Source organism: Cedecea lapagei, from assembly GCF_900635955.1.
Classification (GTDB): Bacteria; Pseudomonadota; Gammaproteobacteria; order Enterobacterales; family Enterobacteriaceae; genus Cedecea; species Cedecea lapagei.
This window is the reverse complement of the sequence record NZ_LR134201.1, coordinates 1,242,215-1,255,657: the sequence shown is the minus strand read 5'-3', so window position 1 is coordinate 1,255,657 and position 13,443 is coordinate 1,242,215. Positions and strand designations below refer to the sequence as shown.

Below are 13,443 nucleotides of genomic sequence, written 5' to 3'. Positions count from 1 at the left end.
GCGATTACTGAGAGTCGATATCTTTCAGATCATCCTGAATCGCCGCGGCGTTCGGGTTCGCCTCCGGCTTCAGCTGGCCGCCGTTTGCCAGGAAGTCCTGACGCTGGAAGTAAGCCTCACGTACCGTGACATACGGATCGGCGGACTGGCGCAGCAGGCCGTCGGAATCCAGCAGTTGGGCACGGGTTTCAACGCCTTCCACGGCCCATTTACCGATGGACATCGGCCAGGTCAGCCAGGAGAGCACCGGATAGAGCGTATCGGCATAATCGCCGCCGTCTTCACGCAGCGTGAAGCTGCCGTAGCCAGGCAACATGACGTAAGGGCCGTAGCCTACGCCATAATGACCGAGCGTGCTGCCGAAGCGGTGAGGTTCTACGCGCTGCAGTTTAGGGTTTGCCATACCAGCTACGTCGATAAAGCCGCCCATCCCCAGCAGGGTGTTCAGGAAGAAGCGAGTAAAGTGCACCATGCCCTGGTACGGATCACCCTGCACGAAGTAGTTCAACATGGTCGCTGGCTCTTCGAGGTTGCTGGTGAAGTTGCTCAGACCATTACGCGCCGGCACCGGCACATAGTCACGCCAGGCTACAGCCACCGGACGCAAAACATAGGGGTCCAGCACGTTGTAGTTGAAGTTGAACATTGAACGGTTGAACCCTTCCAGCGGATCTGAGCGTCCCTGTGGCTCCTGGCTGCCGGAACTGGCACATCCCACTAATACCGTTGTTGCCAGGGCAAGCCCGGTCAGGCGGAAATTCATTAGCGTCTCCCTCTTATTGTTTATTTGCGCTTTCAGTGGTGCCCGGTTCAATTTGGGCCCTCGCCTGATCGATGCTGCGCTCAATGACGGCGCGGCGCTGGTCGTTAGCCGGTAAAACTTTAAGCATGATTTCCCACGCGCCAATCGCCTCACGGTAGTTTTGCCGCTCGAAGGCATTGAACGCCAGCAGGCTGAGCACGCGAATATTCGTGTGGTCATCTTTTAGCATTTCGCGAAGCAGGAGACCACCCAGCTGGTTATCCTGCGCGTCGGCGGAGCGGGTCAATACTTCAGCATAGCCCAGCTTTGCCTCGGCGTTTGCAGGCGCAAGTTTCCAGGCATGAGCAAAAGCTTGTGTGGCCGTTGTGGCGTTATTTAGCACCATGCCGATGCGTCCGAGCATCATCCAGCCTTCAAGGTTATCAGGCTGTTGCTGCAATCGCGTGCGTAATCCTAACCCAAGACGCGCCATCTCTTCCATAGTCAGAGGCGCGGCCTGAGGATCAAGAACACGTTTTAACAATGCTGGAGTCTCTGCGGTCGCCTGCCGCCACGCCTGCACCTGGCCAAGCCCAGAGGTTTTCAGAAAACTGCCTACGCTAACCGCCACCAGCAGCAGCGCTCCCGGCAAAAAGACCCACAGCGACAGTTTTTCCACCGGGGCGACATCTGACTGAGGCTCGTCCTGCGCCAACGAAATTTTTTGCCGCCTGCGGCTGCGCATCACAATGACGCCGGCACCGCCGACAATAAACAGCACCGGAAGCGCCCAGAGGATCACCGTCGCGGGCGTCAACGGCGGCTCATAGGTTACGAAATGTCCGTAACGCTCCACCATATAATCCACGATCTGCTGCTTGCTTTTGCCCTGCTGCATCAGCTCATAAACCTTGAGCTTCATGTCCGAAGCGATCATCGAGTTAGAGTCGGCGATGCTGTTGTTCTGGCACTTAGGGCAGCGTAGCGCTTCGGTAAGCTGGCGAAATTGCTGCTCCTGCGCCTCGTCCTTAAAGGTATAGGTATCGATGGTCGCCGCCGCATGGAAGCTAAACAGCATGCCGATAAGTAAGAAAACTGCGCGCATCATGACCCCGCCTGCTGACTGTATTTATCCCACAGCGGCTTCAGCTCTTGCTGCCAGACGCGATCGTTAAGATCGCCCGCATGGCGATAGCGAATGATTCCCTGGCCGTCGATCAGGAAGGTTTCCGGCGCGCCGTACACGCCGAGATCCAGCCCCAGCATGCCGTTACCGTCAAACAGGCTTAACATATACGGATTTCCGAGGTCACGTAGCCAGTTAATCGCTTTGTGGCGATCGTCTTTATAGTTCATGCCCACCACGCGAACGCCCTGAGCGGCCAGTCCGTTCAGAAACTTATGCTCGGCGCGGCAGGTTGGGCACCAGGTCGCCCAGACGTTAAGCAGCAGCGGCCTGCCGTCTGCAAGCACTTCACGCCCCCACTCTTTGCCCGGCTCGTCGAGGGATTCCAGACGAAACACCGGCACCGGTTTCCCTATCAGCGCCGACTCAAGGTCCGTGGGCGCTTCGCCCTGTGCGTTACGCGTCAGCTGCCAGAGCAGCAGCGAGGCAAGCACCAGAAACAGCGCCAGCGGAATAAACAGATAACGGCGCTTCATGCTGTGGCCTCCGGCTTAAATTTACGGCTGCGGTAACGCGGGTCGCACAGGCAGCAGAGCCCGCCGAGCGCCATCAGCAGCCCGCCCGCCCAAATCCAGCGCACAAACGGTTTGTAATAGAGACGGACCGCCCAGCTGCCGTCGTCCAGCTCCTCGCCCAGCGCGGCATAAAGGTCGCGGGTGAAACCGCCATCGATGGCCGCCTCGGTCATCATCGCCCGGCTGCTGTTATAGAAACGTTTTTCTGCCTGCAGCGTGGCTTCCGGCTTACCGTTACGGCTGACGTCAATAACGCCCACGCCGCCGCGATAGTTAGGGCCAGTGATGTCCCGCACTTCCCTGAACACAAAGTGATACTGATGAATATCAATGCTGTCGCCGGACTTCATGCGCACGTCGCGCTCGATGCTGTAGCTCTGGCTAAAAGCGATGCCCACTACCGTCACCGCCAGGCCAAGATGCGCGGAGACCATGCCCCAGTGGCTGGCAGGAATTTTGCGTAACCCATCCCAGAAACCATGGCGATGCATGGCACGCTGATACACCTCCATCAGCGCCAGCACAAAGACCCAGATAGCCATCAGCAGGCCGACCACCGTCATCGCTTCAACTCGATCCTGCATCAGCCACGGCAGCAGCAGCGACAGAACCAGCGTCACGGCCACAGCCACCAGCAGGTGCTTGCGCAGCTTGCCAGGCTCGTCGCGGCGCCAGCGAACCAGCGGCCCTATGCCGAGCAGCAGCGCAAACGGCACCATCAGCGCGGTAAACATCGTATTAAAGAACGGCTCGCCGATGGAGATGCTGCCGAGGCCAAGCTGCTTATGCACCAGCGGCAGCAGCGTGCCCAGCAGAACCACCAGCATAGCGGCGATCAGCAGTACGTTATTGCCGAGCAGGAAGGACTCTCTGGACCAAAGATCGTTGCTTACGCGGGAGCGCACTTTGCTGCCTTTAACCGCATACAGCAGCAGCGAGCCGCCGATAACAATCACCAGGAAAGCAAGGATGAACATACCGCGCGCCGGGTCGGAAGCGAATGAATGCACCGACACCAGCACGCCGGAGCGCACAAGGAACGTGCCCAGCAGGCAAAGCGAGAAGGCGCTAATCGCCAGCAGCACCGTCCAGGCCTTGAAGCTGCCGCGCTTTTCAGTAACCGAAAGCGAGTGGATCAGCGCCGTGCCGGCCAGCCACGGCATAAACGAGGCGTTCTCCACCGGGTCCCAGAACCACCAGCCGCCCCAGCCCAGTTCGTAATACGCCCACGCTGAGCCGAGCACGATACCGACGGTTAAAAAAGCCCATGCCGCCAGCGTCCACGGGCGAGTCCACCGCGCCCAGGCGCTGTCCAGCCTGCCGCCCAGCAGGGCCGCAATCGAGAAAGCGAACGCCACGGAAAAGCCAACATAGCCCATATAGAGCAGCGGCGGATGCAGAATCAGGCCGATGTCCTGCAGCAGAGGGTTCAGGTCTCGCCCTTCCAGCGGATAGTCCGGCAGCGTGCGGATAAAGGGATTTGAGGTGAAAATAATAAACAGCAGGAAACCGAAGTTAATCATCCCCATCACCGCCAGCACGCGGGCATGATCTTCTTTTGGCATGCTCCTCCCGGTAAGAGAAACGGCAAACGTCCAGCCGCTCATCATCAGCACCCACAGCATCAGCGACCCTTCATGCGCCCCCCAGGTCGCCGCCACGCGATACCAGACCGGCAGCTCGGTATTAGAGTTATTGGCGACGTAAAGCACGCTGAAATCGTTCGCTACAAAAGCGTTCACCAGGATCAGGAACGACGCGCAAAGGGTAATGAACAGCGCCCAGCTAAACGGTCGCGCGGAGGCCATCAGCCGCCTGTCGCCACGCGCCACGCCCCAGAGCGGGTAAATGCTTAGCAGCAAGGACCAGCCGAGCGCCAGACTTAGTAGAAAACCACCGATTTCCGGCATCATGAGGCGTTATCCTTATAAACTTCCGGAGCCTGCCGGTGGTTCTGCTCCATCGCCGCTTTCACTTCCGGCGGCGTGTAGTTTTCGTCGTGCTTCGCCAGCACCTCTTTGGCGTGGATAAGCGTTGCGCCCTCCATCACGCCCTGGGCCACCACGCCCTGCCCCTCGCGGAACAGATCCGGCAGAATGCCCTCATAGGTCACGTCCACCACGCCCCGTGCGTCATACAGCTTAAAGCTTACCTTCAGGCTTTGGCTGTCGCGCTTCACGCTGCCCGGCATCACCATGCCGCCGATCCGCAGGCGCTGGCCGACCTCCGGCATCAGATGGCTTTCGCCCTTGCCGTAGAGCACTTCACCGGGGGTATAAAACAGATCGATATTGCTGCGCAGCGCATAGAGCACCAGGGTGATGGTCAGCCCAAGCCCCGCCAGCACCGCCACGGCCAGATAAAGCCGGTTTTTACGACGCGGATTCACTTAAATTTCCTCCTGACGCTGGCGAGCGACGCGAATACGCTGCTCTCTGGCCTGCTGGCGAGCCACCGCCCGCAGAATCGCGCGATGCTGGTAGCATGTATGAAAAATCAGCCCAAGCAGCGGCAGCAGCGTAAAGGCCACCGCCAGCCAGACGTAAAAGGCGTAGCCGCCCATGGCGAAGAAGTCGCTCCAGTGAGTGAACGCCCACCTCATGATTTTGCTCCTTTGCCGTTGGCAAGCGCTGACACCCACGGACGGCGGCTTTCCTGCAACAGCAGCAGGTTGCGCAGACGCATCAGTGTCAGGGTGATAAACAGCGCAAGGAAACCGAAAATGGTCCAGCGCAGCGGGGTACGCATCGAAGGGTCGATGGACTGCTGCATATTGGTGGAGCCCTGATGCAACGTGTTCCACCACTCCACGGAGAAATGAATAATTGGCAGATTCACCACCCCGACCAGCACCAGAATCCCGGCGGCGCGCCCGGCAAGGCGGCGATCGTCAAAGGCGCTGTACAGGGCAATCGCACCTATGTAGAGGAACAGCAGCACCAGCTCGGAGGTCAGCCTCGCGTCCCAAATCCACCAGGTGCCCCACATCGGCTTGCCCCACGCAGAGCCGGTGACCAGCGCAATAAAGGTAAACGCCGCGCCGACGGGCGCCATCGCCATCACCGCCAGATCGGCGGTTTTTATCTGCCACACCAGGCCTATAAAAGCGGCTATCGCCATGCTGGCGTAAATGCCCATCGACCACATGGCCGCCGGAACATGCAGGTACATAATCCGGTAGCTTTGCCCCTGCTGGTAGTCCGCCGGGGCAATGCCAAAGCCCCAGACGCAGCCAACCACCAGCAGAACCGCGCTGAGAATAGCCAGCCAGGGCAGTAAACGGCCACAGAAGTGGTAAAGCCGCTCCGGTTTAGCAAGCTGATGCAATGTTTTCCACATAGGTTTTGCTCACACACAAAAAATAAAGTTACGCAACGCTTACCCGCAGCGCCGCAGCCGTAGCGAACGGGCTTAACGTCGCGCTGCCGGCAAGCAGCGCACCAAGGATTGCCATATAGCCCTCCACCGGCAGATGCATCGAGGCGGCATCCATCGCGGCGGTAGCAAAAATTAATAGCGGGATGGTTAACGGCAGCACCAGCAGGCTGAGCAACACCCCGCCACGCTTCAGCCCAACCGTAAGCCCCACGCCGGGCGCGCCGAGGAAGCTTAGCGTCGGCGTTCCCAGCAATAATGTGGCGGCCATCACCTGCCAGCCATAAAAATCCAGCCCAAGCAGCAAGGCCGCCAGCGGCGAAAGCAGTAACAGCGGCAGCCCGGTGACCACCCAGTGAGCGGTCACTTTCGCCAGCACCACCAGCGGCAAAGGCACCGGCAGCAGCATAAGCTGTTCCAGCGAGCCATCCTGAAAGTCGTCCCGAAACAGCCTGTCCATGGCCATCAGCGAAGCCAGCAGGGCGGCAACCCAGATAATCCCCGGCGCAATTCGCGCGAGCAGCAGCGGCTCAGGGCCGATCCCCAGCGGAAACAGGGTAATGACAATCAGGAAGAACCACAGCGGGTTAGCAATTTCCGCCCCGCGACGAAATACCACCTGCAGCTCGCGCCAGAAAATGCGCCCGATCATGAGTGAGATTCCTGCAAATGAATCTGGCGTACAGAACAGCTAAGCGGCTGATGGCTGGTGAGGATAACCGTCCCGCCCGCATCGGCATGCTGCTGCAGACGCAGGGTCAGACGCTCAATACCGGCGGTATCCAGCGCGGTAAACGGCTCGTCAAGGAGCCACAATTTTGCCGAAGAGAGCCACAGGCGAGCGAGCGCGGCACGGCGCTGCTGCCCGGCGGAAAGCTGGTTGACGGGTAAATCTTCAAAGCCGAGCAGCCCGGTTTGCTCGAGCGCAGCCCACCGCTGCTGCTCGGCTGCGTCGGCATGAAAAAAGGTGAGATTTTCAAAAGAAGTGAGAACGGCTTTAATGCCCGGCTGATGGCCAATCCACAGCAGGTCGCCGTGAAAATTATCGCGCTGACGGCGCAGGGGCTGGTTATGCCAGAAGACCTCGCCCTCATCGGGCTGTGACAGCCCGGCCAGGATACGCAGCAGCGTGGTTTTACCCGCGCCGTTTTTACCCGCCACCTGCACCATCTCCCCTGGCTCAACGCTAAACGACAGGGCGTTGAACAGCGTGCGTTCATCACGCTGGCAGGTCAGTTGTCGGGCTTCTAGCATCAGGAGGCGCTCCTTGTCTCGGGTGACGCTAATCATATCATATCGCCTCGTTTTCTTCAGGCTGCCCCGGCAAGTTGAACTACCCCATCAGAGTTAATCCGCTTACTCAGATCAAAGCAGCAACGATTATTCCCATTTGGCTAAACGGTGGGTTAAAAACCGCTACGCTTAAGTGAACGCTTTCTGATCTGGAACTGCCCAATGGACAAATTTGAGAACAACACCGAAGAGCTGGAAGTGGACAGCGAGGAAAAATCGAGCGGCAAAAAAATCGAAGTCGATGAAGAGCATCTGCCCTCCGGCGCGATGGCGATTCACGAGCACATTCGCCAGGACGGACAAAAAGAGCTGGAGCGAGACGGCATGGCGCTGTTCTGGTCAGCCGTGGCTGCGGGCCTGTCGATGGGGGCTTCGCTGCTGGCAAAGGGCGTCTTTCACGTTAACCTGGTCGGCATGCCCGGCAGCTTTCTTCTGGAAAACCTCGGCTACACCTTCGGTTTTATCATCGTCATCATGGCTCGCCAGCAGCTGTTCACCGAAAACACCGTCACCGCCGTACTGCCGGTAATGCAGCACCCCACCACGAGCAACTTTTGGCTATTGATGAGGCTGTGGGGCATTGTGCTGCTAGGCAATATCGTCGGCACCGCGCTGGTGGCGCTGGCCTTTGAATACATGCCCATCTTCGACGAAGCTACCCGAAAAGCCTTCGACGAGATCGGCATGAAGGTAATGGAGAACCCGCCCGGCGAGATGTTTGCCAACGCTATGATATCCGGCTGGATCATTGCCACCATGGTGTGGATGTTCCCCGCGGCAGGCTCGGCAAAAATCTTCGTTATCGTGCTGATGACCTGGCTGGTCGCCCTGGGCGACCTGACCCACATCGTGGTTGGCTCGGTTGAGATCCTCTACCTGGTGTTCAACGGCACGCTGCACTGGAGCGAGTTCTTCTGGCCATTTGCCCTGCCCACGCTGGCCGGGAATATCTGCGGCGGCACCTTTATTTTCGCGCTGATTAGCCACGCGCAGATCCGCAACGATATGAGCAACAAGAAGAAGGCCGAGGCTAAGCGAAAACAGGAAGAGCTGAGTCGAAGCTCAGCGAAAACCGGGAAACGTGACGGCTAACTGTTCAGTAAACAGGCAAACGGTAGCTTAACCCCTTAACCTGTCTCGAAAAGCGGGTATACTACGCCCGCTGCGTTCCCTTAGTTAAATGGATATAACGAGCCCCTCCTAAGGGCTAGTTGCAGGTTCGATTCCTGCAGGGAACGCCATCAGACTTCTCTCTTCTGCCCTGCCCTTTACTCAAATTATTTTTTTAAAAATATCCATTTTTATCAGCAGCATAAGCTTTACTCGCCCTCAGCATGGAAACGCCTCAAGCATTGAGGATATAATCCCTTTAACGATTCCTCAGCCGTCGAAAAGAACATGACAAAACTAACCTTACAAGAGCAGATGCTCAAAGCTGGCCTCGTCAGCAGCAAAAAAGTGGCCAAAGTGCAGCGCACCGCGAAGAAATCACGCGTACAGGCGCGCGAGGCAAGAGAAGCCGTTGAAGCCAACAAGCAGGCGCAGGTTGAGCGTGATAAAGAGCTAAGCGAACAGCAAAGGCAGGCCACCTTAGCCAAAGAATATAAGGCTCAGATCAAGCAGTTGATCGAGATGAACCGCATTGTTATTTCGAAGGGCGATATCGGCTATAACTTCACGGACAATAACTTAATTAAAAAAGTGTACGTCGATAAAATTACCCAGGCTCAGCTGACCAAAGGACGTCTGGCCATTGCCCGCCTGATTTCAGATAAAAATCCTGAAGGGGAATACGCCATCATTCCTGCAGGCGTTGCTGATAAAATTAAACAGCGCGACGCCAGCTTTATTGTGTTGAGCAGCGAGCTTACCCAAGAAGCAAAAGACGAAGACGATCCGTACGCGGACTTTGTCGTGCCTGACGATTTGATGTGGTAAAGATGTGTTGAGTTCAGGCGGACTGGTTTTGCCGGGCCGCCTGAGTTCTAACTTCGGTTCGCCCATTTTTATTAGAATCAGAAATATTCTGTTTCTTGACTAGAAATCCATAACTGTGTTGCGCCATGATAATCATCTTTAATGGAAGATATCAGCGAGCATTTGTCTGCATTACCATCAGCAGTATAAGTACAGCTTTGCTTCACCCTGACTGTTAAGCCCTGACTTTTTGATACCAGCTCCGAGTCAAGGAATTGCGCGCTTCCTGATGGATAAAAAAGCGGTCGTCTCTTGGTTCATTGTAATCTCTTATACGCTCAGGGAATTGGCTATTGCGATATTCATATAGCGTTGCAACTTTGCCCGTATCTCTGTCCACCGCTTTTTCAAGCAAACCATGCACATTATAAATGAATGTATATTTTCCCTGCTCATTCTCAAGCTCAGTGATTTCGCAGTGCTTATTAACTTTTCCAGTAATAGGCTGGCCTTTAAAAGAGCTTAGTACTCCATCTTTATTGATTACATGGAATATTCTGCCATTTACTCTATCAACCATGTTGATATTCGTGAAACACCCGCTGCGATCGTACTTAACCTCCGTCATCACCTGAAGTTTTCCTTGCTCATCTCTGATCGACTGGAGACTATGCTTTACGTTACCGGTACTGGGATTATGATCAAACAAAAGAGCAGCATTTAAAACAGCCGGTTTGAATTGAGTCAATGCAGCGGCATTAAATGACACTGCCAAAATTGATAAGATAAATAACGTTCTTGCCTTCATTGGTCATTCCTTTCTTAATGGTATTGTACCTTCGGTGACGCGGTTCTCATTTAATTCCCATAAAGCTAATGTGCGCGAAGTAGTAATTTTAAAAAATAATCTATCATTGTTGTATAAACGATTATGCCTATTATAAGATGCTGGAAATGACGCTAAACTACCGCACCACCTTCACATCGCTATAGATAAACCGCTTCGCCTCGCCCTTCTCCTGATAACCAAAGCGAATAAACATGCGCAGGTCTTCAAAATAGGCGTAGTCACCGCTGGCTTCTTTGCCGTCGCCGAGATCCTGTTTACAAATTAACTCAAGGTAACGGCCTGGGAAATTAGGATGAATATCGGCAGCATTTTGCCATTCTTTACCGGTCACGCAGACCTGACTTAGGGTTTGCTCTGTATCAGGCTTATCCTTGTTGCTAACCAGGCTGCGTGAGGAATAAGTTTTGCCCGGCTGTAGCGGGAGCGTGAAATTGCTCTCCAGATTTTTGCTAACCCACGGCGCTTCGGACATAGTTTCCCACTTCTTCACATCCACCATGTTAAATAAGCGCTGATACTGGGAATAGAAATCGGCATTGCCGATGCTCATCTTCGTCACGGTAAGCGTCGTGCCGTCCGGCTGAGCGTCAACTTTCGCCCTAAGCGTAAGGCCGTCTCCTTCCGGGCTTCCCTGGGTAAAACTTATCGAACGGAAAGCCGGTTTTTGCTGCGGATCGGTAAAGATTTTATTAATAGCCTTTGTCACCTGCGCCGGAAGGGCAACCCGCTGCAATGCCGCCGGTGAGTTATTGTCTAAATCCGGCTTCGCCGGCGTGGTGTCAGCCACCTCTTTGTCACGCCGGACGAGCGTGCCTATGCCTTTGTAGCTCGACAGATCGCTGGCGCCACAAAGCATTTTTGCCACGCTCGTCGCTTCCCGCGTGAGGGCTTTGTTTTCCCCAGCTGAGGTGTCCGTTGCCATGCCCTGGTTATCCAGCGAGAAAGTGCGGGCCGTGATGCCCTCTGCTTTTTCGCAGTTGAACACCACATCCTCGATTTTTACCGAGTAAGGCGCACCGTATTTTTCTTCGTGATAGATTTTATCGAAGTCTGTCGCCAGGCGGGCTTTCAGCATCGTCCCTTCACGCTGGCTATTAGAGACATCAACAAACTGCTTTTCACCGTTCTGACTCGTGGAAGGGATACCAGCCCACTTCGCTTCCGGCACATTTTGCTTACAGAGATCCAGCCCTGGCGTAGTCATAAACGGGCTGTCAGCATCCGGCTCGAATGCCGTCCCCGCCGTATAACGGCTGATGGAGTTCATCGCGTAGACGCGCAAACTTTTATTCGTCTGTGCATTAATAAACAGCAGCGTTTTATCGTCGGTCCGACAGTCGGTGTACATCCAGACCTCGCTAGTCAGCCCTGCCATGGTCGTCACGCGATAAGCCGTATTGATCCCAGGCCCAAAGCGTACGGTCGTACCGGGCACCACTTCGATGCTTTTAACAGGGGCGGGTTCGGGCATGTTTATGGCGAAAGCCGGTGCGGTGAGCGTGAGTCCCAGAACTAGCGAGGCAGTCCGTTTCATGGTAGGTCCGTTATTCATCATTTTCCGAAAGTAGATTTAGAGTAGCGTAAAGATTCGCGGCAATATAATACCAGAAATGAGAGTGTTAGCCGGAAACTGCCTCTTTAACCCTGACCCGCACGCATTTTAATCCATTGATTCTACTGCTACGGTCGTGCACTGACTGAGTTTTTCTTTCTGCATAACACAGGTGAAAACAATGCCGGACGCCAGCAAAGAGACCGATATCCACACCGTCGCTCAGAAACTCAAGACTAGCGCCCACAACCGGTTGACGTACGCTAAAGATGTTTTGGACAAGGAGCGGATGGTCAAAGAAGCGGCTTACGCGCAGCACACCGGAAGAGCTGATTGTCAGCATGGAGATTATCATCAGCGAGCGCCAGCCTGGTATGACTGATAATTTAACGCGCGGGCTTTGGCAGGTTCAGGCCCGTTTTTATGGCGAAAACGAGGCCTGCAAAAGCAACATCAGGCTATAAATTCGCGCTACGCAGCGCGGTGCAAAAGGCACAGTTACAGCCTGCAATGGGGATAATTTTGGTGATATCGTAGTTGGCTTCAGAGGGAATGGCATGCCCATTCGCAGCGTTATTATTCGCATTTACCGTCTGCTCCGGGTGAACAGAGGAGCTGGAAACGAAAGCTGCGGCATGGAATGATGTCGCCAACAATGTTGCACCAACGATACTTAAAACTTTCATTTTGTCACCTGCTATAGAAAACCTGACAATCAATCTAGCGTGACCAGATTTTGAACACCAGAAGCCGCGGTTGAAAAAGTGTACACATTTATGTCTAAAGGCTATTGAAAAGATTGGCGCATCTCGCCTTGCGCAGCCGGGTAACCAGAGCCTGAACCGCCGGGAACGTTTTTCCCGTTGAAGAACACGCCAGGCCAAACTCGCGGTGTAGCCCCGGCGTCAGCGGTACCACGCCAGGCGCGACGGTATCTGCGGCAAGCCCTGCGTGCAGAAGAAACTCACTGATCCCTTTTGGCGGGAGAACAATGGTATTATCGCGGCCAGGCTAACAAACCCAGAGATAAGCATGAATAACGAAATCGACCTGAAATACTATGACATCGCGGACGAGTACTCGACGGAGTCGGCAAAGCCGGTGTCCGATGATGAACGTGATGCCGTGGCGCACTATTTCCAGCTGCTGGTCACTCGTTTAATGAATAACGAGGAAATCAGCGAGGAAGCACAGGGTGAAATGGCCGTTGAAGCCGGTATTGCGGTGCAGCGCATCGACGAAATCGCCGAGTTTCTTAACCAGTGGGGCAACGAGTAAACTCTGCCGCGATGAGTTTTCCCGTCAGAAGGGGCTGCCGCAGCGGGCGGCCATCGGCTCGCCGCTGACGGGGTGAAAAAAATGCAGCTCGCTGGCATGCAGCATCAGCCGTGGCGCCCGTTCGGTGCCAGGTAATGCAAGCCCGCCATACAGATCGCAGCCCAAAATAGGATGCCCCAGATAGTGAGCGTGTATGCGTAATTGATGGGTGCGCCCGGTCTCCGGCGTGAACCGCACCCGCGTCAACGGCAGCTGCATACCATCCTCCAGCTCACGATAAAAACGCTCGATGACCCGGTAACGCGAACGGGCAGGCTTGCCGCTGACGGAGCAAATCGACATCAGCGGAAACAACGCCGGATCTTTGGCAATCGCCGCGTCTATGACCCCTTCATCATTCTCCAGATGCCCGCAAAGCAGCGCGGTATAAATCTTTGCAACCGAACGCTGGCTGAACTGCTGGCAGAGCGCGGCATTGATCGCCTTATTAAGCGCAATGACCATCAGCCCGGAGGTGCCAAAATCCAGGCGATGCACCAGCGTGCAGCCGGGGAATACCTGCACCAGCCGGTGATGTACCGAGTCGAGATTCTGCGGATTTTTCCCCGAAAGGCTCAGCAGCCCGCTGGGTTTATTGATTAACGCCAGGTGCTCATCCTGATAAAGGATCTCTATCTCATCAAAGCAAGGCGGGGCAATAAAAGTATCAATAATCGTCGACATCGGGCTGCCCGG

17 protein-coding genes and 1 tRNA gene are annotated in these 13,443 nt (G+C 55.3%); 5 read left to right on the top strand and 13 right to left on the bottom strand.

Translation table 11 applies throughout. The annotated features are described in order from the left end of the window. Positions 1-4: 4 nt before the first annotated feature. From mlaA to ccmA, 9 genes are read right to left on the bottom strand one after another with little or no spacing between them, the layout of a single operon-like run. Complete coding sequence (mlaA, locus tag EL098_RS06210; RefSeq protein WP_126355455.1) at positions 5-763, bottom strand: phospholipid-binding lipoprotein MlaA; 759 nt, start codon at positions 761-763, stop codon at positions 5-7. A gap of 13 nt (positions 764-776) precedes the next feature. Beyond that, positions 777-1,847: a cytochrome c-type biogenesis protein CcmH gene (locus EL098_RS06205; protein ID WP_164716920.1), complete on the bottom strand. Its 1,071-nt coding sequence runs from the start codon at positions 1,845-1,847 to the stop codon at positions 777-779. Beyond that, positions 1,847-2,404 (bottom strand): DsbE family thiol:disulfide interchange protein, encoded by a 558-nt coding sequence (locus EL098_RS06200; protein ID WP_126355453.1) that lies wholly within the window; start codon positions 2,402-2,404, stop codon positions 1,847-1,849. Before EL098_RS06200 ends, EL098_RS06205 begins: the two co-directional genes overlap by 1 nt. Next, the gene (locus EL098_RS06195) at positions 2,401-4,356 is read right to left on the bottom strand and encodes a heme lyase CcmF/NrfE family subunit (RefSeq protein WP_126355452.1); all 1,956 of its coding nucleotides are present in this window, start codon (positions 4,354-4,356) and stop codon (positions 2,401-2,403) included. Before EL098_RS06195 ends, EL098_RS06200 begins: the two co-directional genes overlap by 4 nt. After that, positions 4,353-4,832, bottom strand: coding sequence for a cytochrome c maturation protein CcmE (gene ccmE / locus EL098_RS06190; protein ID WP_126355451.1), 480 nt, complete (start codon positions 4,830-4,832; stop codon positions 4,353-4,355). The genes EL098_RS06195 and ccmE overlap by 4 nt, the downstream gene beginning before the upstream one ends. Further along, positions 4,833-5,045: a heme exporter protein CcmD gene (ccmD, locus tag EL098_RS06185; protein WP_126355450.1), complete on the bottom strand. Its 213-nt coding sequence runs from the start codon at positions 5,043-5,045 to the stop codon at positions 4,833-4,835. Continuing rightward, positions 5,042-5,782, bottom strand: coding sequence for a heme ABC transporter permease (locus EL098_RS06180; protein WP_126355449.1), 741 nt, complete (start codon positions 5,780-5,782; stop codon positions 5,042-5,044). The genes ccmD and EL098_RS06180 overlap by 4 nt, the downstream gene beginning before the upstream one ends. A gap of 28 nt (positions 5,783-5,810) precedes the next feature. After that, on the bottom strand, positions 5,811-6,470 hold the full coding sequence (ccmB, locus tag EL098_RS06175) for a heme exporter protein CcmB (RefSeq protein ID WP_126355448.1): 660 nt from the start codon (positions 6,468-6,470) through the stop codon (positions 5,811-5,813). Then, positions 6,467-7,072 (bottom strand): cytochrome c biogenesis heme-transporting ATPase CcmA, encoded by a 606-nt coding sequence (gene ccmA, locus EL098_RS06170; protein WP_126355447.1) that lies wholly within the window; start codon positions 7,070-7,072, stop codon positions 6,467-6,469. Before ccmA ends, ccmB begins: the two co-directional genes overlap by 4 nt. Positions 7,073-7,273: 201 nt before the next feature. On the opposite strand from ccmA, the gene EL098_RS06165 reads away from it, so the two are divergent. The 3 genes from EL098_RS06165 to EL098_RS06155 all read left to right on the top strand — a co-directional run bounded on the left by EL098_RS06165 (position 7,274) and on the right by EL098_RS06155 (position 9,049). Further along, positions 7,274-8,203, top strand: a complete 930-nt coding sequence (locus EL098_RS06165; RefSeq protein ID WP_126355446.1) for a formate/nitrite transporter family protein — start codon at positions 7,274-7,276, stop codon at positions 8,201-8,203. A gap of 74 nt (positions 8,204-8,277) precedes the next feature. Next, a tRNA-Arg gene (locus tag EL098_RS06160) sits at positions 8,278-8,352 on the top strand. A gap of 157 nt (positions 8,353-8,509) precedes the next feature. Further along, positions 8,510-9,049: a DUF2058 domain-containing protein gene (locus tag EL098_RS06155; protein ID WP_126355445.1), complete on the top strand. Its 540-nt coding sequence runs from the start codon at positions 8,510-8,512 to the stop codon at positions 9,047-9,049. A gap of 214 nt (positions 9,050-9,263) precedes the next feature. Here EL098_RS06155 and EL098_RS06150 read toward each other — a convergent pair whose 3' ends face one another. Further along, complete coding sequence (locus EL098_RS06150; protein WP_232012333.1) at positions 9,264-9,836, bottom strand: YnfC family lipoprotein; 573 nt, start codon at positions 9,834-9,836, stop codon at positions 9,264-9,266. 157 nt (positions 9,837-9,993) lie between these two features. Further along, complete coding sequence (locus EL098_RS06145) at positions 9,994-11,412, bottom strand: hypothetical protein (RefSeq protein ID WP_126355444.1); 1,419 nt, start codon at positions 11,410-11,412, stop codon at positions 9,994-9,996. Between the two features lie 199 nt (positions 11,413-11,611). Here EL098_RS06145 and EL098_RS23300 point away from each other — a divergent pair, with 199 nt between their 5' ends. Beyond that, positions 11,612-11,812 (top strand): hypothetical protein, encoded by a 201-nt coding sequence (locus EL098_RS23300; protein WP_197718541.1) that lies wholly within the window; start codon positions 11,612-11,614, stop codon positions 11,810-11,812. A gap of 76 nt (positions 11,813-11,888) precedes the next feature. Here the strand turns inward: EL098_RS23300 and EL098_RS06135 are convergent, their stop codons facing one another. After that, positions 11,889-12,116, bottom strand: coding sequence for a hypothetical protein (locus tag EL098_RS06135; RefSeq protein WP_126355443.1), 228 nt, complete (start codon positions 12,114-12,116; stop codon positions 11,889-11,891). Between the two features lie 346 nt (positions 12,117-12,462). Here EL098_RS06135 and EL098_RS06130 point away from each other — a divergent pair, with 346 nt between their 5' ends. Then, positions 12,463-12,708 (top strand): DUF2543 family protein, encoded by a 246-nt coding sequence (locus tag EL098_RS06130; RefSeq protein WP_126355442.1) that lies wholly within the window; start codon positions 12,463-12,465, stop codon positions 12,706-12,708. A gap of 24 nt (positions 12,709-12,732) precedes the next feature. Here the strand turns inward: EL098_RS06130 and EL098_RS06125 are convergent, their stop codons facing one another. After that, on the bottom strand, positions 12,733-13,431 hold the full coding sequence (locus EL098_RS06125; protein ID WP_126355441.1) for an RluA family pseudouridine synthase: 699 nt from the start codon (positions 13,429-13,431) through the stop codon (positions 12,733-12,735). Between the last annotated feature and the right edge of the window lie 12 nt (positions 13,432-13,443).

Bases quoted from the DNA above. Each gene is read 5' to 3' on its own strand.
- EL098_RS06150 (WP_232012333.1), bottom strand. From the start codon at position 9,836: ATGAAGGCAAGAACGTTATTTATCTTATCAATTTTGGCAGTGTCATTT.
- ccmD (WP_126355450.1), bottom strand. From the start codon at position 5,045: ATGAGGTGGGCGTTCACTCACTGGAGCGACTTCTTCGCCATGGGCGGC.
- ccmB (WP_126355448.1), bottom strand. From the start codon at position 6,470: ATGATCGGGCGCATTTTCTGGCGCGAGCTGCAGGTGGTATTTCGTCGC.
- EL098_RS06130 (WP_126355442.1), top strand. From the start codon at position 12,463: ATGAATAACGAAATCGACCTGAAATACTATGACATCGCGGACGAGTAC.
- EL098_RS06195 (WP_126355452.1), bottom strand. From the start codon at position 4,356: ATGATGCCGGAAATCGGTGGTTTTCTACTAAGTCTGGCGCTCGGCTGG.
- EL098_RS06180 (WP_126355449.1), bottom strand. From the start codon at position 5,782: ATGTGGAAAACATTGCATCAGCTTGCTAAACCGGAGCGGCTTTACCAC.
- EL098_RS06145 (WP_126355444.1), bottom strand. From the start codon at position 11,412: ATGAAACGGACTGCCTCGCTAGTTCTGGGACTCACGCTCACCGCACCG.
- EL098_RS06205 (WP_164716920.1), bottom strand. From the start codon at position 1,847: ATGCGCGCAGTTTTCTTACTTATCGGCATGCTGTTTAGCTTCCATGCG.
- EL098_RS06165 (WP_126355446.1), top strand. From the start codon at position 7,274: ATGGACAAATTTGAGAACAACACCGAAGAGCTGGAAGTGGACAGCGAG.
- EL098_RS06125 (WP_126355441.1), bottom strand. From the start codon at position 13,431: ATGTCGACGATTATTGATACTTTTATTGCCCCGCCTTGCTTTGATGAG.
- EL098_RS06135 (WP_126355443.1), bottom strand. From the start codon at position 12,116: ATGAAAGTTTTAAGTATCGTTGGTGCAACATTGTTGGCGACATCATTC.
- mlaA (WP_126355455.1), bottom strand. From the start codon at position 763: ATGAATTTCCGCCTGACCGGGCTTGCCCTGGCAACAACGGTATTAGTG.
- ccmA (WP_126355447.1), bottom strand. From the start codon at position 7,072: ATGCTAGAAGCCCGACAACTGACCTGCCAGCGTGATGAACGCACGCTG.
- EL098_RS06155 (WP_126355445.1), top strand. From the start codon at position 8,510: ATGACAAAACTAACCTTACAAGAGCAGATGCTCAAAGCTGGCCTCGTC.
- EL098_RS23300 (WP_197718541.1), top strand. From the start codon at position 11,612: ATGCCGGACGCCAGCAAAGAGACCGATATCCACACCGTCGCTCAGAAA.
- EL098_RS06200 (WP_126355453.1), bottom strand. From the start codon at position 2,404: ATGAAGCGCCGTTATCTGTTTATTCCGCTGGCGCTGTTTCTGGTGCTT.